The 18,107-nt window shown below is 65.2% G+C and carries 17 protein-coding genes; 9 read left to right on the top strand and 8 right to left on the bottom strand.

The annotated features are described in order from the left end of the window. Positions 1 to 268: 268 nt before the first annotated feature. Positions 269 to 1,411: an N-methyl-L-tryptophan oxidase gene (gene solA / locus C458_RS02855; RefSeq protein WP_008573034.1), complete on the bottom strand. Its 1,143-nt coding sequence runs from the start codon at positions 1,409 to 1,411 to the stop codon at positions 269 to 271. 197 nt (positions 1,412 to 1,608) lie between these two features. On the opposite strand from solA, the gene C458_RS02850 reads away from it, so the two are divergent. Together C458_RS02850 and C458_RS02845 are read left to right on the top strand one after the other, a co-directional pair. After that, the gene (locus C458_RS02850) at positions 1,609 to 2,751 is read left to right on the top strand and encodes an aromatic ring-hydroxylating dioxygenase subunit alpha (protein WP_008573032.1); all 1,143 of its coding nucleotides are present in this window, start codon (positions 1,609 to 1,611) and stop codon (positions 2,749 to 2,751) included. After that, positions 2,744 to 3,118, top strand: coding sequence for a hypothetical protein (locus C458_RS02845; RefSeq protein ID WP_008573031.1), 375 nt, complete (start codon positions 2,744 to 2,746; stop codon positions 3,116 to 3,118). The genes C458_RS02850 and C458_RS02845 overlap by 8 nt, the downstream gene beginning before the upstream one ends. 29 nt (positions 3,119 to 3,147) lie before the next feature. Here the strand turns inward: C458_RS02845 and C458_RS02840 are convergent, their stop codons facing one another. After that, complete coding sequence (locus tag C458_RS02840) at positions 3,148 to 3,798, bottom strand: helix-turn-helix domain-containing protein (RefSeq protein ID WP_004061817.1); 651 nt, start codon at positions 3,796 to 3,798, stop codon at positions 3,148 to 3,150. Positions 3,799 to 4,040: 242 nt separating this feature from the next. On the opposite strand from C458_RS02840, the gene C458_RS02835 reads away from it, so the two are divergent. Further along, positions 4,041 to 4,919: a hypothetical protein gene (locus C458_RS02835; RefSeq protein ID WP_008573028.1), complete on the top strand. Its 879-nt coding sequence runs from the start codon at positions 4,041 to 4,043 to the stop codon at positions 4,917 to 4,919. Between the two features lie 154 nt (positions 4,920 to 5,073). Here C458_RS02835 and ilvA read toward each other — a convergent pair whose 3' ends face one another. Further along, positions 5,074 to 6,315: a threonine ammonia-lyase gene (gene ilvA / locus C458_RS02830; protein ID WP_008573026.1), complete on the bottom strand. Its 1,242-nt coding sequence runs from the start codon at positions 6,313 to 6,315 to the stop codon at positions 5,074 to 5,076. A gap of 368 nt (positions 6,316 to 6,683) precedes the next feature. Here ilvA and glyA point away from each other — a divergent pair, with 368 nt between their 5' ends. After that, positions 6,684 to 7,931 carry a serine hydroxymethyltransferase gene (glyA, locus tag C458_RS02825; RefSeq protein WP_008573025.1) on the top strand — a complete coding sequence of 416 codons (1,248 nt, stop codon included), beginning with the start codon at positions 6,684 to 6,686 and terminating at the stop codon, positions 7,929 to 7,931. Positions 7,932 to 8,165: 234 nt separating this feature from the next. Then, positions 8,166 to 8,585, top strand: coding sequence for a heme-binding protein (locus C458_RS02820; RefSeq protein ID WP_008573024.1), 420 nt, complete (start codon positions 8,166 to 8,168; stop codon positions 8,583 to 8,585). Between the two features lie 46 nt (positions 8,586 to 8,631). On the opposite strand, the gene C458_RS02815 is transcribed toward C458_RS02820, so the two are convergent. From C458_RS02815 to C458_RS02805, 3 genes are all read right to left on the bottom strand, one after another. Further along, positions 8,632 to 9,789 carry a M20 family metallopeptidase gene (locus tag C458_RS02815; protein ID WP_008573023.1) on the bottom strand — a complete coding sequence of 386 codons (1,158 nt, stop codon included), beginning with the start codon at positions 9,787 to 9,789 and terminating at the stop codon, positions 8,632 to 8,634. A 121-nt stretch (positions 9,790 to 9,910) separates the two neighbouring features. Next, a complete protein-coding gene (locus C458_RS02810; protein ID WP_004041152.1) occupies positions 9,911 to 11,143 on the bottom strand; it encodes a Cdc6/Cdc18 family protein in 1,233 nt (410 codons plus the stop codon). A 751-nt stretch (positions 11,144 to 11,894) separates the two neighbouring features. Beyond that, positions 11,895 to 12,461, bottom strand: coding sequence for a TATA-box-binding protein (locus tag C458_RS02805; protein ID WP_008573022.1), 567 nt, complete (start codon positions 12,459 to 12,461; stop codon positions 11,895 to 11,897). Positions 12,462 to 12,752: 291 nt separating this feature from the next. On the opposite strand from C458_RS02805, the gene tenA reads away from it, so the two are divergent. Genes tenA through C458_RS02790 form a run of 3 tightly spaced genes read left to right on the top strand, consistent with a single transcriptional unit; the run spans position 12,753 to position 15,723 of the window. Continuing rightward, the gene (gene tenA, locus C458_RS02800) at positions 12,753 to 13,418 is read left to right on the top strand and encodes a thiaminase II (protein ID WP_008573021.1); all 666 of its coding nucleotides are present in this window, start codon (positions 12,753 to 12,755) and stop codon (positions 13,416 to 13,418) included. Beyond that, entirely contained in the window at positions 13,415 to 14,200 is a 786-nt protein-coding gene (locus C458_RS02795) for a TenA family protein (RefSeq protein ID WP_008578648.1), read from the top strand. The genes tenA and C458_RS02795 overlap by 4 nt, the downstream gene beginning before the upstream one ends. Continuing rightward, entirely contained in the window at positions 14,194 to 15,723 is a 1,530-nt protein-coding gene (locus tag C458_RS02790) for a sodium:solute symporter (protein ID WP_008573019.1), read from the top strand. The genes C458_RS02795 and C458_RS02790 overlap by 7 nt, the downstream gene beginning before the upstream one ends. Positions 15,724 to 15,766: 43 nt before the next feature. Here the strand turns inward: C458_RS02790 and C458_RS02785 are convergent, their stop codons facing one another. Beyond that, a complete protein-coding gene (locus C458_RS02785; RefSeq protein WP_008573017.1) occupies positions 15,767 to 16,159 on the bottom strand; it encodes a pyridoxamine 5'-phosphate oxidase family protein in 393 nt (130 codons plus the stop codon). Between the two features lie 260 nt (positions 16,160 to 16,419). Between C458_RS02785 and C458_RS02780 the strand changes: the two genes are divergently transcribed. Next, entirely contained in the window at positions 16,420 to 17,439 is a 1,020-nt protein-coding gene (locus tag C458_RS02780) for a GNAT family N-acetyltransferase (protein WP_008573016.1), read from the top strand. 18 nt (positions 17,440 to 17,457) lie between these two features. On the opposite strand, the gene C458_RS02775 is transcribed toward C458_RS02780, so the two are convergent. Beyond that, a partial coding sequence (locus C458_RS02775; protein WP_008573015.1) for an aldo/keto reductase occupies positions 17,458 to 18,107 on the bottom strand: 650 nt, incomplete at its 5' end.

Below are 18,107 nucleotides of genomic sequence, written 5' to 3'. Positions count from 1 at the left end.
CCGCCAGATGAATTCGTGTTCGGTCATATCGTTGTCCCCGCTTTGGGGCCACCCACTGTCACCGTCGAGAGACGACCCGCGTCGGATTCGACGCGTCCGCTCCGACCGTGACACGAGTCCACACCCCTCACGATTCAACCAACCCATTGGTGTTACACATCATAACAAGTCGGCTTCGATAATAGTGGCATTTATACGCAAATGAAGAAAACTTACGGAAGTTATATCGTCAAATCGGTTGACGAGCGGCAAGCGCGACCGCCCGTCGTCACTCGAACCGGTCGAGCGAGAACATGTCGAGCGGCAGGTCGCTTTCGCCGTCGACGGCGAGGTCAGCGAGGATTTCGCCGATGACGCTGGCGAACTTGAAGCCGTGTCCCGAAAAGCCCGCGCCGACGGCGACCTGCGGGTGGTCCGGCAGCGTGTCGAGGATGAAGTGCTCGTCCGGCGAGTTCGTGAACATGCACGTCGCGAGCGACATCGTCGGCCCCGCGGCCTCCGGGAAGTACTTCTCCGTGACATCACGGAGTATCGCCTCGTCGGCGCGGTTCGGCTCGCGGTCGAAGTCGTCGGGGTCGACCACCTCGTCGCGGTGGTGGTACTTGCCGAGCTTGAACCCCGGCACGTCGTGGACCGGGAAGCCGTAGAACCGGCCCTCGGGGACGCTGAGGTTCCAGACGGGGAACTCCTCGGGCGCGAACGTCGCCGGCGACTCGGGTTGGAACCACGCGAGCGCCTGTCGCTCGGGAATTGCGAGGCCGTCGAGCGCGTCAGCGAGTTTGTAGTTCCACGCGCCCGCGGCGAGCACGAGCGCGTCCGCGACGTACACACCGCGGTCGGTGCGGACGCGCACGCCGCCGTCGTTCGTCTCCGCCCAGTCTTCGACCCGTTCGCGGGCGCGGATTTCGGCACCCCGGGCCTGTGCCGCTTCGGTATAGCCGATAATCGACTGCTCGGGGACGACGAACCCGCCGTCTTCCTGATAGACCGCGCGGTAGTCCTCGGGGAGTTCGTAGCCGGGGAATCGTTCGTTGACCTCCGCGCCGGTCAGCACCTCGTGCGGGATGTCGTGTTCCTCACAGGAGCGTTTCGAACCCGCGAACACGTCGTTGTCGACGGGGCCGGCGTCGATGGAGCCGGTTCGGTGGATGATATCGCGGCCGGTCTCGTCGGCGAGGTCGTCCCAGAGGTCGTACGCCCGCTCGATGAGCGGGACGTACGACGGGTGTTCGTAGTACGCGCGGCGGATGATGCGGGTGATGCCGTGGGACGACCCCTGCGAGTGAGGGATGTCGTAGCGTTCGAGACCGACGACGTCGAGGCCGCGGTCGGCGAGGTGGTACGCGGTCGCACTCCCCATCCCGCCGACCCCGACGACGGCGACATCGTATCGGTCGTCGCGGACACTCATTGTGCCCGGCGGTTCGGAACGTCCCCCCTTGACTCTTGACCTGTATCACGGAGCCCCTTTTTCCGAGGAACGACGCTCGGCCCGCTGAGAGCGGCGCTCGCGGCCGGACGGCGGCCGCTCGCGGATATCCACCGCCACTTATACGGGTCCACTATTTCCGACGAATCCTTTTCCACAGATGTGTGTTTCTTCCTCCCATGACACGGTGGAACAACAATCGTGACGAAATCGGTGCGGTGAGTGCCGACATCACCGCGGAAACGAACGCGCTGCCGGCGAGGTATTTCACCGACCCGGAAGTCCACGAGATGGAAAAGGAGAAAGTGTTCGGTCGGTACTGGGTCTACGCGGGCCACGAGACCCACATCCCGGACGCGGGCGACTACTTCACGCGAACCATCGGTGACAAGCAGATAATCGTCACCCGCGACGGCGAGGGCGACGTGCGGGCGTTCTACAACGTCTGTGCCCACCGCGGGTCGAAGATGCTCGACGACACGCCGATGACCGACCCCGGCAGCCTCAACCGCATCACCTGCCCGTACCACCTCTGGGCGTACGAACTCGACGGGTCGCTCCAGAGCACCCCCAAGAGCTTCGAGGAGGCGAGTCTGAACCCCGACCTCGACGACGACGCCGTCAGCGAACTCGACCCCGAAGAAAACGGCCTCATGGAGGTCAACACCGACGCCATCGGGCCGCTCGTGTTCGTCAACTTCGAGGACGAACCGAGCCTCTCGCTTGCCGAACAGGCCGGGAAGATGAAGACGGAACTCGAAGACCTGCCGCTCGGTGAGTACGAACACGCCCGGCGCTACGTCTCCGAAGTCGAGTGCAACTGGAAGACGTTCAGCGGGAACTACTCGGAGTGCGACCACTGTCAGGCGAACCACCAAGACTGGGTGCAGGGACTCGAACTCATGGAGTCCGAACTCGAAGTCAACGACTACCACTGGGTGCTTCACTACAAGCACAAAGAGGACGTCGACGACGAGATGCGCATCCACCCCGAACACGAGGCCAAGTTCTACTACTTCTGGCCGAACTTCACGGTCAACATGTACGGCACCGCCGACGGCTACGGCACGTACATCATCGACCCCATCGACGAGGGGCGCTTCCAGCTCATCGCGGACTACTACTTCCGCGACTCCGAGCTGTCGGAAGAAGAGGAGAAGTTCGTCCAGACGAGCCGGCAGCTCCAAGAAGAGGACTTCGAACTCGTCGAACGCCAGTACGAGGGGCTCACGTCCGGCGCGCTCGGGCAGGCACAGCTCGGTCCGAACGAACACACCGTCCACAAACTGCACCGCCTCGCACAGGACGCGTACAATGCCTGACGACGAGAGTGCCAAACTAGCCGAAAAACCACGCGCCGGCGTCGTCACCTGCCCGGCGTGCGACCTCCACGTCTCCGTCACGGAGCCGAACGACGCCGTCGACCTGTACCGGCGACACGCGAACGTCACCGGCCACGACATCGAGTGGGAACGCGTCGCGTTCGACGTCGACGTCGAGAGCGACGACGTGAAAACGGCGCTCACCGAACTCGGTGAGGACCACCCCGACGGCGTCGAACTCGGGCGGCTCGCCGCGGCGCTCGCGGACAACGGCGTCGCCATCGGAGAAACGCTCGACGCCGTCCGCGACCTGCGGATGAGCGGCGAAATCTACGAACCGCAGGACGACTACGTCCTCGCGGTCTGACTCCCGCCTTTCTTCGGGGGGTTATTCCGTCACTCGTCGAGGAGAATCGACTCGACCAGCTCCGCGGTCCCCCGCCTGATGCGTCCGCTGACGGCCGTCGGCGAGATGTCGAGTACTTCGGAGAGGTCGTCTAGCGCCGCCTCTCGCGGCTCCTCGAAGTAGCCGTGTTCGTAGGCGGCGACGAGCGCGTCGCGCTGGGCGTCGGTCAGCTTGCTCGGCTCGCCGTTCATCCAGCCGTCCTGTCGGAACATCCGGTTCAGCTCGAAGGAGATGTCGTTCGCCTCGCAGTACTCCCACACCTCCGAGAGCGCCTCGCGGTCCGAAAGCTGGAGCCGGACCCGCCACCCCGCCGTGTCGTTGCTGCACGCGTCGAGCATGAGCCCGCCGAGTTCCGTGATGATAGGCGAGAGGAGAATCGTGTCGGGCGTGTGTCCGATGCGATACACCGCCGACTCCTCCCGCTCGGAGACGAGCTGCCAGTCGCTGACCGTGTGGTCGACCTCCAGCGCCGCTTCGAACGCCGAGACGTCCGCGCCCTTCACGACGAAAAAAAACAGGCCGGTCTCGGGGTCGGTCGCGGATTGAGAGATGACGTCTATCTCGCTCGCGGCCTCCGACTGAATCGTCGGCGTCAGCGCGAGGTCGTCGTGCGCGATGTCGGCAACGGTTATCAGACTCATCGTGTCTTCACCTCGTGGATACAGAGATTCGACACCGGGGAAACCGGACTGCCGGTTCGGTTGAAAGTCGCGAACTCGCGTCGACGCTCGCGACAGAAGCGTTTCTCGTGGGCACGATATGATAGTGTGAACATTAGATTTTTGTTTATAGTTTTCGCCGCATATTCTGTGGGGCTATATAAACTGACTCAGTATTCCACACCGCTTTTCAGGGAGTCTCGGCGCGTCCGTCGAAACGGACAATGAGCGTGGGTACATCGCTTCGGCGGCTGGGCGAATTCCTCGAAGAGTGCGAGCGGACGGACGCCGCGAGCGTCCGCGAGTCGTCCGTGACGGTCACGGACTCGGGCGCGTCCGCGGATGTCGAGTTCGCGCTCTCGTCGGACGCCGACGGCGACATCCCCGTTCGAATCCGAGGGGCGTCGCTCGACTCCGACGGGTCGATTGGGCTCACGCTCGGCGTCGACGACGTGCTGCCGAGCGACCGCGAGCACGTCGCCGTCGACGCCGCGGACGTCTCGCTCGACGGCGACCCGGCGGTCGTCGTCACGGTCGCGACCGATGCGCCGACGACGAGTGCAACCGAGACAGCCGACGACGACGCCGATGCCGAACCGCCCGGAGCCGTTCGGAACCCGAACGTGCCGGCGTTCGAAGACACGACGTACCTCGAAGCCGTGTACGCGCGGTACGAGACGTTCGAGCGGATGGCCGACGCCTTCGAGATGGACGTGACGGACGAGACGGTCCGCAGGTACATGATCGACCAAGGCGTCCACGAACCGTCGTCGTACGAAACGTCGCTCGCCGGCGACCCGACGGGCGTCGAGCGACCACCGGCACCCGCGACGAACGGCGACGGGTCGCCCGAGGCGCTCGCCGACGGCATCGGCCTCCCCGAGTCCGTCACAATCGACCAACTCGCCGACGCCGCCAACGACGCCAAGACCGTCTACGAGTTCGGCAAGGCGCTCGACCTCGAACGCATGGACGCGCTCGACCTGCTCCAAGACCTCGACCTGCTCGAATTCGTGATGGGCCGACTCACGACCGACGACGACCCGGACGTGAGTCGGGAAGACGTCGTGGCGCGCATCCGACAGTCGGCCGGAGAGACGTAGCGGACGCGTCGTCGGTATCGGTGAGTCGCTTCGCGGAGAGGACATCAGCGCGTTCGTCGTTCAAGCCGCGTCCCGCCGCGTCTCACACGTCGTGTCAAATTGAGAGGCATTCGAGATTCGGCTGCGAGAACGGTCGAGACCGGGGAACCGGGCGCTAGCTCGGCTCCGAAACGTCGTCGACCGCGTAGCCCGCGTCCTCTATCGTGTCCACGACGGCCGCCGCGTGTTCGGCCCCCTTGGTCTCGATGCGGAACAGGAGGTGGGCCTCGCCGACGTCGAGGGTGTCGACGGCGCGGACGTGGCGAACGTCGTGAATGTTCGCGTCGCGGTCGGCGATGAGCCGGGAGAGTCGCGCCATCTCGCCGGGTTCGTCCCGGATTCGAACCCGGAGACGGAGCGTCTGGCGACGGCTGGTCAGCGCGTGGACGAGCACCGTCTGGAGCATCGTCATGTCCAGATTGCCCCCGCAGAGAAGCGGCATGACGGTCTCGCCCTCGACGTCGAGGTCGTCGCTCAGTATGGCGGCGACGGAAGCCGCACCGGCACCCTCGACGACCTGCTTGGCGCGTTCGAGCAACAGCAGAATTGCCTCCGCGATTTCCCCGTCGGAGACCGTGACGACCTCGTCGACGTGTTCCTCGATGGTTCGGAGCGTCAACTCGGAGATGCCGCCGGTGGCGATGCCGTCCGCGATGGTGTTGGTGTCGTCGAGCGTGACGGGAACGCCCTTGTCGAGGCTCTCGTGGACCGTCTCCGCGCCCTCGGCCTGCACGCCGACGACGCGAATCTCGGGGTCGTGGTGCTTGATTGCGGTGGCGATGCCCGAGATGAGCCCCCCGCCGCCGATGGGGACGACCACGGTGTCCATCTCGGGGAGGTCGCGGTACATCTCGACGCCGAGCGTTCCCTGTCCGGCGACGATGTCGCAGTCGTCGTACGCGTGGACGAACTCGGCGTCCGATTCCTCGGCGAGCGACTGGGCGTACGCCATCGTCTCCTGGAAGTCCTCGCCGACGAGTTCGACTTCCGCGCCGTAGTCGCGCGTCGCATCGATTTTCGTCTGCGGAGCGTTCTCCGGCATCACGACCGTGGAGTCGGCCCCGCACTCGGTTGCCGCGAGCGCGACGCCCTGCGCGTGGTTGCCGGCGCTCGCGGCCACGAACTCGTCGGTGCCGCGGTCGGTATCCTGTCGAATCTTGTTGTACGCGCCCCGCGTCTTGAACGACCCCGTCCACTGGAGGTGTTCCATCTTCAGGTAGACGTCCGCGCCGACGAGGTCACCGAGCGAGGTGCTCCGCTCTATCGGCGTCCGCTTGACGACGCGGTCGTTTTCGAGTCGCTCGCTCGCGCGCTCGATATCGCTGTACTGCACCGGGAGGGACTCGACCCCACTCATCGGCGGCTCACCTCGGCGGTCGGCCGAACGGCTCGCCGGGGCGGGCGCGTGTCCCCTCGGTTCCGGGACGTTCCGTAGTCTGTGATAGTTCTTAGCACGGTGTGTGAGAAACGTGACGAAGTTCCAATATAGAGCTATCGACGGTGGGTACTCGTCTCGGTGAGAACTGAACACGTAATACGTCGATTTCGACCGTGAGCGAACCCAGTTCAGGGTATCTTTCGAAGATATCCAAGCGGCACTCACCGCGCTTATCGACCCGAACACAGAACGTGCGCGTCCTGTCACGTTGTGGTTCTGGTGCGGCGTGCCGCCCCCGTCTCGGGGGACGGCGAAGCGTTATACCGCAGAGTCGAGATGCACCCACGATGCCTTACGACACCGTTCGAGAGACCGACCCGGCCGTCGCCGACGCGCTGGCGGGCGAACGCGAGCGACAGAACGACACGCTCGCCATGATAGCGAGCGAGAACCACGTCAGCGAGGCGGTCATGGAGGCCCAAAGCTCGGAACTGACGAACAACTACGCCGAGGGCTACCCGGGAAGCCGGTACTACGGCGGCTGTGAGTACGCCGACGAGGTCGAACAGCTCGCCATCGACCGCGCCAAGGAGCTCTGGGGCGCCGACCACGTCAACGTCCAACCGCACTCGGGCTCGCAGGCGAACATGGGCGTGTTCCTCGCCGTGCTCGAACCCGGCGACAAGATTCTCTCGCTGGATTTGACCCACGGCGGCCACCTGAGCCACGGCCACCCGGTGAACGTCGCGGGGAAGACCTACGAGGTCGAACAGTACGAGGTCGACGCCGAGACCGGCTACGTCGACTACGACCAACTCGCCGCGAAAGCCGAGGAGTTCGACCCGGACATCATCATCTCGGGCTACTCCGCGTACCCGCGGGAGGTCGAGTGGGAGCGCGTACAGGCCGCGGCCGACTCGGTCGGCGCGTACCACCTCGCCGACATCGCCCACATCACGGGCCTCGTCGCCGCGGGCGAACACTCGTCGCCCGTCGGCACCGCGGACTTCGTCACCGGCTCGACCCACAAGACGATTCGGTCGGGTCGCGGCGGCATCATCATGTGCGACGAGGAACACGCCGACGACGTCGATTCCGCGGTCTTCCCCGGCCTCCAAGGCGGACCGATACTGCACAACGTCGCCGGGAAAGCCGTCGGCTTCGGAGAGGCGCTGACCCCCGAGTTCGAGGAGTACGCCTCGCAGGTCGTCGATAACGCCGCCGCCCTCGGCGAGCGGTTACAGGAACGCGGCCTCGAACTCGTCTCCGGGGGGACTGACACGCACTTAGTTCTTGTCGACCTCCGGCCGTCGCACCCGGACACGACGGGCAAGGACGTGGAAGCGGCGCTCGAAGAGGTCGGTATCGTCCTCAACGCCAACACGGTTCCCGGCGAGAGTCGTTCGGCGTTCAACCCGAGCGGGATTCGCGCCGGCACGCCCGCGTTGACGACCCGCGGCTTCGACGAGGAGGCCTGCCGGACCGTCGCGGACCTCATCTACGAAATCGTCGACGCGCCGCACGACGAGTCGGTCAAGGGGTTCGTCGACCAGAAGGTCGACGAACTGACCGCCGAGTATCCGCTGTACGACTGACCGGCTACCGGGTCGGTTCGCCTCGAACCGACCGTCTTCTCGATGCGTCTTCGACCCGATTCCGAGGGTTGACAAGAAGTATAAGAACACCAATATTTGTTGTTCTCTCGTCAGCGTCGTTCGAGGGTCACTCAGACGCCCGAAATCGGGAGAGAGGAGCGAAATCGGCGGCTCGTCCGAGACCCGCGGCGCACGTATAAGTAGGGCCGTCGAGACCGGTTTCGACGAAGCGATATGTCCGATACAATCAATCTCGAGACGGCGAAGACACTCATCGAAGCGGCGGAAGCGGAGGCCGAGTCGATGGGGCTGCGAATGGTGATTACGGTCGCGAACCCGGAGGGTAACCTCATCGCACAGCACCGAATGGACGACGCGTGGCTGGCGAGCGTCAACATCTCTCGGAACAAGGCGTACACGGCGGCCGCGCTGCAGATGCCCACGCACGAACTGGCCGAGGGGAGCCAGCCCGGCGAGTCGCTGTGGGGGCTCCAGACGACGGACGAGAATCGACTCGTCGTCTTCGGCGGCGGCTATCCGCTCGAAGTCGACGGCGAACTCGTCGGGACCGTCGGCGTCAGCGGCGGCGAAGTGTCCGAAGACATGGCGGTCGCGAGCGCCGCGGTCGAGCGGTTCGAAGAACTCGTCGAATAGCCGAACGCGGCGTCGCGTTTTTCAGCCCGTCAGCCGACAGTCGGTGTCAGTCTCCGCCGGCCTCGAACAGCCCGCGGAGCGCCGTGCGGAGGATGTCGTACCCCGCTTCGACCTCCGACAGTTCGATGTACTCGTCGTAGGCGTGGGCCTGCGCCATCGACCCCGGCCCCCACGTAATCGCGTCCATCCCGGCGTCGTTGACGAGGTTCCGAACGTCGGTCGCCGCCCGAATCCCCCACGGTTCGGGGTCGATATCCGCCCGCTCGGCGGCCGCGTTCCGAAAGCGCGCCGCGATGTCGCTGTCGGTCGGAACCGCCGCCGATTCGTAGACTCGCGTTCGCGTCCACTCGACGTTCAGGTCGTGTTCGGCCGCCACGTCTGAGAGCAGCGCGTCGATTTCGGCGTCGACTTCCTCGACGGTCTCCGCGGGGACGAACCGCCTGTCGACCGTTATCGTCGCGCCCTCCGGGACGACGTTCTCCTTCGTGCCCGCCTCGAACCGCGTGACGGTCGCGGTCGGATGACCGACGAGTGAGTCGGCGCGCGCCCGAATCTCCTCGTCGTACGCTTCGAGCGCGTCGAGAACGGGCCGGGCGTTCCCAATCGCGTTGTCCCCCTCGTCGGGCCGACTCGCGTGCGACGGGTCGCCGCCGACGGAGATTTCGTACCACCCGAGCCCCTTCGCGCTCGTCGCGGTCCGCAGCGCCGTCGGTTCGAGCACGACGCCGTAGGTGCCGTCGTAGCCGCGTTCGAGGAGCGTCTTCGTCCCCGGTTCGGCCGTCTCCTCGCCGACGGCGGCGTGGAACACGAGCGAGCCGTCGAGGGCTCCGGACTCGAACGCGTCGGCGAACTCGACCGTCGCGAGCATCGCGAGGGCGACGCCGCACTTCATGTCCGCGCTCCCGCGACCGTACAGTCTGCCGTCTCTGACGGTCGGGTCGTACGGTGGATGGGTCCACTGGTCTCGGTCGCCCGCCGGGACCACGTCGAGGTGGCCGTTGAGGACGACCGAGGGTTCGCCGTCGCCGACGCGGGCCGCGACCTGCGGTCGGTCGGGGAACGGTTCCTCGACGAGCGTCGCAGAGACGCCTCTGGAGTCGAGCCAGTCGGACACGAACTGCGCCGCCGCCGCCTCGTCCCCCGGCGGGTTCTCGGTCTCGATTTCGACGAGACTCGTAAGCAACGAGCGTAACTCTTCGTCCATGGTTTCGGTCGTCTATCGACAGAGACGGACGTGTGTTAAGGATTCGTGCGGTAGCTTTTTTCCGACGCGGCCGTCAGCATCGGAGACCTGTGCGGACGCAGGCGTCGCGTGCCGTGCGTCGCTATTCGAGCGTGGAGATACGGCTGTCCCGGAGGAGCACTCGCTTGACGATGTCCGGGTCTTCGAGCAGGCGGTGGGTCCCGTGGACGCCCTGTCCGCGGCCGCGCCCGCGGACCTCCGACTGGATGACGTTGAGGAAGTCGAGTTCTTGCAGGAGTTCCTGCACGCGGCGCTCGGAGAGTTGGTCCATGTCGAGGTCGTCGGCGACGGTGAGATACTGTCGGTAAATCTTGTTCGTCGTAATCTCGGCGGTCTTCCGGCCGCCGGTCTGGAGGACCAGCGAGTAGAGGACGGCCTTCGACTGCGTGGCGGTCCCTTCGAGGAGTTCGCTGAAGCGGTCGGCCTCGCTTTTCTCCTTGGCCGCCCGCACGTGGTCGTCGGTGACGGTCTCGGCGCTCTCGTTGCGCGCGATTCGGCCGGCGTTGCGCAGGATGTCGATGGCCTTCCGGGCGTCGCCGTGTTCCTGGGCGGCGAGCGCGCTCGCGAGGGGAATCACGTCGTCGGTGAGGACGCCGGGCTTGAACGCGTCCTTCCGGTTTTCGAGGATTTCGCGGAGTTGGTTCGCGTCGTACGACGGGAAGACGAGTTCGTCGTGGGCGAAGCTCGATTTGACGCGCTCCGTGAGTTCCTCGGGGTAGTCGATTTTGTTCGAGATGCCGATAATGCCGATGCGCGAGTCCACTATCTTTTGATTCTCGCCCGCGCGCGAGAGCTTTCGGAGCACCTCGTCGTCGCGGAGCATATCGATTTCGTCGAGGATGACGATGGTCACGTCGGAGCAGGTGTCGAGCACCTGCCACAGGCGGTTGTAGTAGTCGCCGGTCGACAGCCCGCGCTCGGGAATCGTCATCCCGCTTTTCGACGGGTCGTTGACCTGCGAGGCGAGCGTCTTGATGACCGACGCCTCGGTGTGCTGTTCGCCGCAGTCGATGACGGCGATGCGGACGTCGACATCCTCGCGGACCGCCTCGTGCTGAAGTCGCTCGCTCACGAGGCGAGCGGTGAGCGTCTTTCCCGACCCGGTCTTGCCGAAGATGAACAGATGGGTCGGTTCGCGTCCGAAGATGGCGGGGTTGAGCGCCTGTGCGACTTTCGACATATGCTCGTCGCGGCCGACAATCTTGTCGGGACCGGGGAGATGAGAGATTTTGAGGATATCCTCGTTCGCGAAGATGGGTTGGTCGTAGCGGAACAACGGGTCGCGAGTCCCACCCTCGCTCTCGTCCGATGTCATGTGAGTTCGGTATTCATACTCACCCGTAATAAATGTGAAGGGGTGGACTCGCGTTTGTAACAGCAACAAATACGGCCGTTTGAACGGCACTTCGGACCCGGTTTTGGATTCGACGATTAACGAGTAGTATCGCGCAAGTAAGACCGTCAGACACCACCCTCGCGTTTGTAACGGCCGAGGCGGTCACGAGGAAGCACAGTCGGTGGGGGTACACTCGCGTTTGTAACTCGGCCTCCGAGAGACCACCCTCGCGTTTGTAATCGAACGGGGGAGTACCGTCGCGTTTGTAACGTCGAGTGGTGAAGGCGGCAGTGCAGACACACCACCCTCGCGAATGTAACGCGAATCGGCGTGGGGGGGTGGGTCAGCGGGTAAGGTGTTATCGGTTGCTTTTGCCCCTAGATTTACAAACGCGAGGGGGGTGTGTCGAATCTCCCTAGGGACTGGCGTAGCCGTTACAAACGCGAGGGTGGTGTGTGTGTGTTCCCGAGGGTAGATGGTCTACTCGTGAGTGACACCCGGTCCTCGAAGAGTAGTCGAAGAGTAGTCATGGTATCTCGACATCACACTATCACTAGTAGCTAGACTACTAGTTCTACTACTCAATACAACAAAACAACAAAATCCAATAACAAACAACGAACAACGAATCCGTGACTGACCTGCCGACTTCCAGTTCACTGCCCCCAACCACGCCAACACGTCAGACGACACCCCATCGCTCACCGCCGACCGAGTACCCGACGAGTGCTCACCCGAGTAATCCGAGTTCGCGAACGTCATCGTCGACGGTTTCGAGGGCCGTTTCGGCGTCGCTAACCCGCTTCGCCCCCGTAATCACGATTTTTCCGCTCCCGAACATGAGGACGACGACGCTCGGTTCGTCGAGGCGGTAGACGAGTCCGGGGAACTGCTCGGGTTCGTACTCGACGGCTTCGAGACCGAGACCGATGGCTAACGCGTTCAGGTTGAGCGCCGCCCCGAGGTCGGCGCTCGAAACGATGTTTTGGACGGTGATGTCCGGATCGTCGGGAATCGGGATTCCGAGTTCGGTGAACTCGTCGAACAGCGTTTCGATGGCCGTACTCACGTCGTCGACGCTGTCCGCGCCGGTGCAGACGACTTTGCCCGACCGGAAGACGAGACACGCCGACTTGGGATTCCGAGTCCGATACACGAGTCCGGGGAAGTTCTCGGGGTCGTAGTCGGTCCCGTTCATGTCGAGCGAGAGTCGCTCGAGGTCGAGTTCGACCGGGACTTCCGTCGAAGCGACGACGTTCTGAATCTCGATGGACCCGATGGCGTTCACCTGCGACATCTTGTGAAATCGTTGACACTCGTTCGCCTTAAACTACCGGGGTCGTTTCTCCCCGTTAACCACCGGACAACTGGACAACCGAGGCGGCTAATCGACCGTCGACCGGACAACAGTCAAAACTGGACAACAGCCCGGATTTGGAAAACAGTCCGGACTTAGCAACAGTCGAACGGTGGCGAACCCGCTAGACACATCCGATACGACGGTCCGAGACGCCCGCTCTCCCGCTCGAATAACTAATGAATACTACCCCATCATAATTCTTTTCAGCGTCTTCTTCGATTACTCGCTATGGCGTTCACAGACACGATTCACGACGAGGCCGACGAGTTCTGGTCGGCCATCCTCGACCACCCGATGGTCGTCCGACTCGGGGAGGGGAGCCTCGACGAGGAGCCGTTCCGCTACTGGGTGCGGCAGGACTACGTCTACCTCGTCGAGTACAGTCGCCTCTTCGCGCTCGGTGCCGCGAAGGCCCCGACGCTCGACTCGATGGGGACGTTCGCGAGCCTCCTCGAATCGACCGTCAACGAGGAGATGGACCTCCACCGGAGCTACGCCGCCGAGTTCGGCATCGACACCAACGAACTCGAAGCCACGACGCCGTCGCCGACGACCCGCGCATACACGGATTTCCTCGTTCGCACCGCGACGCTCGGCTCGTTCGGTGATATCGTCGCCGCCCTGCTCCCCTGTATGTGGGGGTTCAACGAGACGGGACGCCGCCTCGCGGACGCGGGGGTTCCGGACCACGACCAGTACGCCGCGTGGGTCGAGATGTACGCCGGCGACGAGTTCACCGAACTCACCGACTGGTGTAAGGCGCTCATGGACGACGTGGCTGCGAGCGCGACCGAGTCGGACCGCGAGCGCTACCGGAATCTGTTCCGCACGTCGGCGCAGTACGAATACCTGTTTTGGGACGCCGCGTGGCGGCAAGAGGAGTGGCCGCTATGACCGACGGCGACCCGTCGGACTCGGTCGGCTCGCCCGGTGAGAGCCAGCCGGCCCCCGAGACGTACGACGAGTTCGCCGCGTCGCGGTCGGACCCGCGCTTTACCGACTGGCTCCGCGAGCGCGCGGGCGAGTCGTGGGACGACGCGACCGCGCACCGACTGACGCGGGAACTCGCCGCCGACGAACTCGCGGACGACGTGTTCAGGCAGTATCTCGTGCAGGACTACGCCTTCGTGGAGACGCTCGTCGGCGTCTTCGGTCACGCCGTCGGCACCGCGCCGACGATGGCGTCGAAGTCCGAACTCGTCTCGTTTCTCGGCGTTCTGACCGACGACGAAGACGACTACTTCCTGCGGGCGTTCGACGCGCTCGACGTGCCCGAATCGGTCTACTCGGACCCGAAGACGACGCCGACGACGCGCGCCTTCATCGACCTCCTCGAACGCGCCGCGGGACAGGGCGGGTACGCCGAGACGCTGGCGGTGCTCGTCCCCGCCGAGTGGGTCTACCTGTCGTGGGCGACCGCCGCGGCCGACGCTGACGACTCCCCGTCTCGATTTTACCTCTCCGAGTGGGTCGACCTCCACGCCGTCGACGACTTCGCGTCGTTCGTCGAGTGGCTCCGGACCGAACTCGACCGCGAGGGCGCGGCCGCCTCCCCGCGTCGGCAACGGCGGCTCGAACAGCTGTTCCGTCGCACGGTCGAACTGGAGGTCGCGTTCTTCGACGAGGCGTACGAACTGGGCCGAGGTTCGTCCCAACCGGGTGACGGCCGATGGTGAGTTCGACCGTCGCGCTCGGGCTGACCGTCGCCACGCTCGTCGCGTTTACCGGCGTCGGCGTGTGGTTCTCCCGCGGCCGCGTCGGCTCCGTCGAGGACCTCATCACCGCCCGCGACTCCGCGGGAAGCCGGCGGACGACGGCGACGCTCGTCGCGTCCGTCATGGGCGTCTGGGTGCTGTTTTCGGCCCCCGAAGCGGGCGCGAGCTTCGGTATCGCGGCCGTCGTCGGCTACGCGGTCGGCGAGGCCGTCCCGATGCTCGTCTACGCCCGCCTCGGGCCGCGAATCCGGGAGCTCATCCCCGAGGGACACTCGCTGACCGAGTACGCCCACGCCCGCTACGGGACCGCGATGTACGCCTTCGTCCTCGTCGTGAGCGCGCTCTACATGTTCATCTTCCTCGCCGCCGAACTGACCGGCATCGCTGGCGCGCTGTCGCTCGTCGCGGGCGTCCCGCAGTGGCAGACCGCGCTCCTCGTCGGCGGCTTCGTCCTGCTCTACACGAGTTACGGCGGCCTCCGAGCCAGCATCGCGACCGACGCGGTCCAAGCGGTCATCGTCATCCCGCTTCTCCTCCTCGCGTTCGTCGGCGCGCTCGTCGCGCTCGGCGGTCCCGCCGCCGCCATCGACGGTATCACGGCGACGAACCCCGCGCTCCTCGACCTCGGCGCGGTCGCCGGCCTCCAGTTCGGTCTCGCGCTCGCGTTCGCCATCCTCGGCGCGGAACTCATCAACCAGACGTGGTGGCAACGCATCTACGCGGCCGACTCGTCGGAGACGGTCGGGCGAAGCTTCCGGACCGCGGCGCTCGCCAACGGTGCCATCGTGTTCGTCACCGCCTTCTTCGGCGTCGTCGCGGTCGGCAACGCCGCCGTCGTCACCGACCCCGCGAGCGCGGGCTACAACGCCGACGCCGCCTTCTTCGTCCTCCTCGGCGAGGCGTTCCCCGAGTGGCTCGTCCTCGCGGCGGTCCTCCTCGCGCTCCTGCTCGTGATGAGCTCCATCGACACGCTGTTCAACGCGCTTTCGAGCCTCGTGACCGCGGACCTCGCCCGCCTGCTCGCGGAACCGAGCGACCGCCGCCTCGCCCTCGGGTCGCGGGCGCTCACCATCGCCGTCGCGGTCGCCGCGATTTACGTCAGTCTCCGGGCCCAGAGCGTCCTCCGACTGTTCTTCTTCGCCGACCTGCTCGGCGCGGCCGTCGCCTTCCCGCTCGTCTACGGGCTGTACTCGACGCGAATCACCGGGCTCGGCGCGCTCGCGAGCAGTCTCACCGGGCTCGCCGTCGGCCTCGCGTTCTTCCCCGACCTCCGCGGCGTCATCACGTCGATTCCGGTCGTCGGCGGCCTGCTCCCCGCCGCCGACCCGCTGTATCTCACCTCCTTCGGCGGGGCGTTCGTGGTGTCGACGGCGGCGGCGCTCGTCGCCGCCAGACTCGCGGACGCCGGGTTCGACCTCGGTCGGCTCTCGCGGGAGATTCGGCGGTTCGACGACGGCCGAACCGACGCGCCGTCGTCCGACTGAGACACCGTCGTCCCACTGACGCAGGCCCTTCCGGCTGTCCGTCTCAGTACTCGCTGACCGTCGCGGTCCCCACCGAGATGCGGACCAACTCGTTTTCGGGCCACGCCGACTCCTCGGCCCCGTATTTCCGGTTGATTCGCCGCGTGGCGTCTCGCAGGGCGTCGTCGTCGGTGACGACGGTGGCCGTCCCGAGAACCGTCACCTTCCATTGCGCCTGTCCCTTCTCGTCCTTCTGGATGGAGAGCGCGACGCGCGGATTCTCGCGGATGTTTTCGAGCTTTCGGCCCGTGGTGAGCACCTCGATTACCCCGCGGTCGGCCGCGTAGTCGAACCAGACGGGCGCGACGTGGGGGCGGTCGTCGACGCTGGTCGCGAGATGCGCCATGAGCGGTTCGCTCGTGACGAGCGACGCGGCGCGTTCGGAGAGGCCGACCATAGTCGAAGTTCGGTCTCACCGCGTAAAACGGTGGCTTCGACCCGGCGTTACAAACGCGAGGGTAGTCCCCGCTTTGACGGTTTCCTCCCGACTCGTCGACTTCCGACCGGCGAACGTTTGCACCTTGGTTGGGTTCTTATCAGAAATTTGCCGTTAACGGCTGCCGTGATGCGGTTGTGAGCCGTCCAAAGCGGGTCAAATCACCCGCATAACGGGCGCATAACAAAGAGGTGTGACGCGACAGTTCAGGCACCTTACTCATGAGTATCGAGGTTCGGCGGGCGACTGGAGACGACGTCCGCGGTTGGGACGCGTTCGTCGAACAGTCACCGCACGGCAACGCGTTCCATCAGTACGACGCGCTGGAGATTCAGGCGGCGCACGCCGGCGCGGAGTTGGTTCCGCTCGTCGGACGAAAAGGAGAGGAGGTCGTCGGACTGTTCCCGGTGTTCCGAATCAACAAGGGGCCGATAGCGACGGTGTTTTCGCCGCCGCCGGAGCTTCGCGTCGCGTACCTCGGGCCGGTCCTCCTGAACATGGACCACATGAAACAGCGAAAGCGCGAGGGCCGACACCACGAGTTCATCGACGGCTGTCTCGCATGGGTCCGCGACGAGATTCGGCCGCGCTACGCCCACATCCGACTCGACGGCCGGTACGACGACCTCAGGGCGTTCTCGTGGAACGACTACGCGATAACGCCGCAGTACACCTACCACGTCGACCTCTCGCCCGGCGTCGACGACGTGTTCATGAGCTTCAGCAGCGACGCCCGGTCGAACATCCGGAACGCGCCCGACGACGCGTACTCCATCGAGGAGGGCGGCCCCGAAGCAATCGAGCGCATCGTCGAACAGGTCGCCTCGCGCTACGAAGCGCAGGGCATCTCCTATCGGTCGTCGCCGGAGTTCGTCAGGGACCTCTACGCCACCCTTCCCGAGGGACAGATTCGCCCCTACGCCCTCCGAATCGACGGCGAGTTCGCCGGCGGAATCCTCGTCGTCGACTACAATGGGACGGTGTCGCGGTGGCAGGGCGGGGTCCGGGCCGACGTGGACTCAGACCTCGCCATCAACGACCTGCTGGACTGGCGCATCATGCGCGATGCGATGGACCGCGGGCGGACGACTTACGACCTCGTCGGCGCGAACAACCGCCGCATCAACCGATACAAGGCGAAGTTCAACCCCGAACTTCACCCCTTCTACTCCCTCGAACGGAACGCGCCGGGGATGAAGACGCTCGCGCACCTCTACAAGACGATTCGCGAGGGCGTGTAACACTCCCCGGAAAGACCCTTAGAGCCCCGCGTAGGGGTCGGGCTTCGCCTCGGTCAGGCGGTCGACCTGCTCGTCCGTGAGGTCGATGGTCGCGGCTTCGAGGTTCTCGGTCAGCTGTTCGACCGTGCGAGCGCCGACGATGGGCGCGGTGACGCCGTCGCGGTGCATGAGCCACGCGAGCGCCGTCTGCGCGGGCGTCGCGTCGACTTCCTCGGCGACCGCATCGAGTTCGTCGTGCACGTCGAAGTTCTCCTCGGTCAGATACGACTCCTCGAACCGGCTGGACTCCGCGGCGCGGGACTCGCCGGTGAGACCGTCCTCGCGGGTGTACTTTCCGGTGAGAAAGCCCTGTCCGAGCGGGCTCCACGGGCAGACCGCGATGCCGTACGAGCGGGTCATCTCCAGGTAATCCCCTTCGATTTCGCGGTCGACGAGGTTGTACCGCGGCTGTGCGACCGTGAACGGCTCCCAGCCCTCGGTACGGGCGATTTCGTTCGCTCTCGCCACCTTCCACGCGTTCGGTCGGAGCGTCGACGCGCCGAGGTAGTGGACCTTCCCGTCTTCGACGAGGCCGTTGAGCGTCTTCATCATCTCGCGGGTGGGCGTCTCGTCGTCCCAGCGGTGGATGTAGAGCACGTCCACGTAGTCGGTGTCGAGGCGGTCGAGCA

This window comes from Haloferax sp. ATCC BAA-644, assembly GCF_000336975.1.
Classification (GTDB): domain Archaea; phylum Halobacteriota; class Halobacteria; order Halobacteriales; family Haloferacaceae; genus Haloferax; species Haloferax volcanii.
This window is presented reverse-complemented; position numbering and strand designations above follow the sequence as displayed.

What these genes read in the sequence shown, in the direction of transcription:
- solA (WP_008573034.1), bottom strand. Translation starts at nt 1,411, where the DNA reads ATGAGTGTCCGCGACGACCGATACGATGTCGCCGTCGTCGGGGTCGGC.
- C458_RS02850 (WP_008573032.1), top strand. Translation starts at nt 1,609, where the DNA reads ATGACACGGTGGAACAACAATCGTGACGAAATCGGTGCGGTGAGTGCC.
- C458_RS02845 (WP_008573031.1), top strand. Translation starts at nt 2,744, where the DNA reads ATGCCTGACGACGAGAGTGCCAAACTAGCCGAAAAACCACGCGCCGGC.
- C458_RS02840 (WP_004061817.1), bottom strand. Translation starts at nt 3,798, where the DNA reads ATGAGTCTGATAACCGTTGCCGACATCGCGCACGACGACCTCGCGCTG.
- C458_RS02835 (WP_008573028.1), top strand. Translation starts at nt 4,041, where the DNA reads ATGAGCGTGGGTACATCGCTTCGGCGGCTGGGCGAATTCCTCGAAGAG.
- ilvA (WP_008573026.1), bottom strand. Translation starts at nt 6,315, where the DNA reads ATGAGTGGGGTCGAGTCCCTCCCGGTGCAGTACAGCGATATCGAGCGC.
- glyA (WP_008573025.1), top strand. Translation starts at nt 6,684, where the DNA reads ATGCCTTACGACACCGTTCGAGAGACCGACCCGGCCGTCGCCGACGCG.
- C458_RS02820 (WP_008573024.1), top strand. Translation starts at nt 8,166, where the DNA reads ATGTCCGATACAATCAATCTCGAGACGGCGAAGACACTCATCGAAGCG.
- C458_RS02815 (WP_008573023.1), bottom strand. Translation starts at nt 9,789, where the DNA reads ATGGACGAAGAGTTACGCTCGTTGCTTACGAGTCTCGTCGAAATCGAG.
- C458_RS02810 (WP_004041152.1), bottom strand. Translation starts at nt 11,143, where the DNA reads ATGACATCGGACGAGAGCGAGGGTGGGACTCGCGACCCGTTGTTCCGC.
- C458_RS02805 (WP_008573022.1), bottom strand. Translation starts at nt 12,461, where the DNA reads ATGTCGCAGGTGAACGCCATCGGGTCCATCGAGATTCAGAACGTCGTC.
- tenA (WP_008573021.1), top strand. Translation starts at nt 12,753, where the DNA reads ATGGCGTTCACAGACACGATTCACGACGAGGCCGACGAGTTCTGGTCG.
- C458_RS02795 (WP_008578648.1), top strand. Translation starts at nt 13,415, where the DNA reads ATGACCGACGGCGACCCGTCGGACTCGGTCGGCTCGCCCGGTGAGAGC.
- C458_RS02790 (WP_008573019.1), top strand. Translation starts at nt 14,194, where the DNA reads ATGGTGAGTTCGACCGTCGCGCTCGGGCTGACCGTCGCCACGCTCGTC.
- C458_RS02785 (WP_008573017.1), bottom strand. Translation starts at nt 16,159, where the DNA reads ATGGTCGGCCTCTCCGAACGCGCCGCGTCGCTCGTCACGAGCGAACCG.
- C458_RS02780 (WP_008573016.1), top strand. Translation starts at nt 16,420, where the DNA reads ATGAGTATCGAGGTTCGGCGGGCGACTGGAGACGACGTCCGCGGTTGG.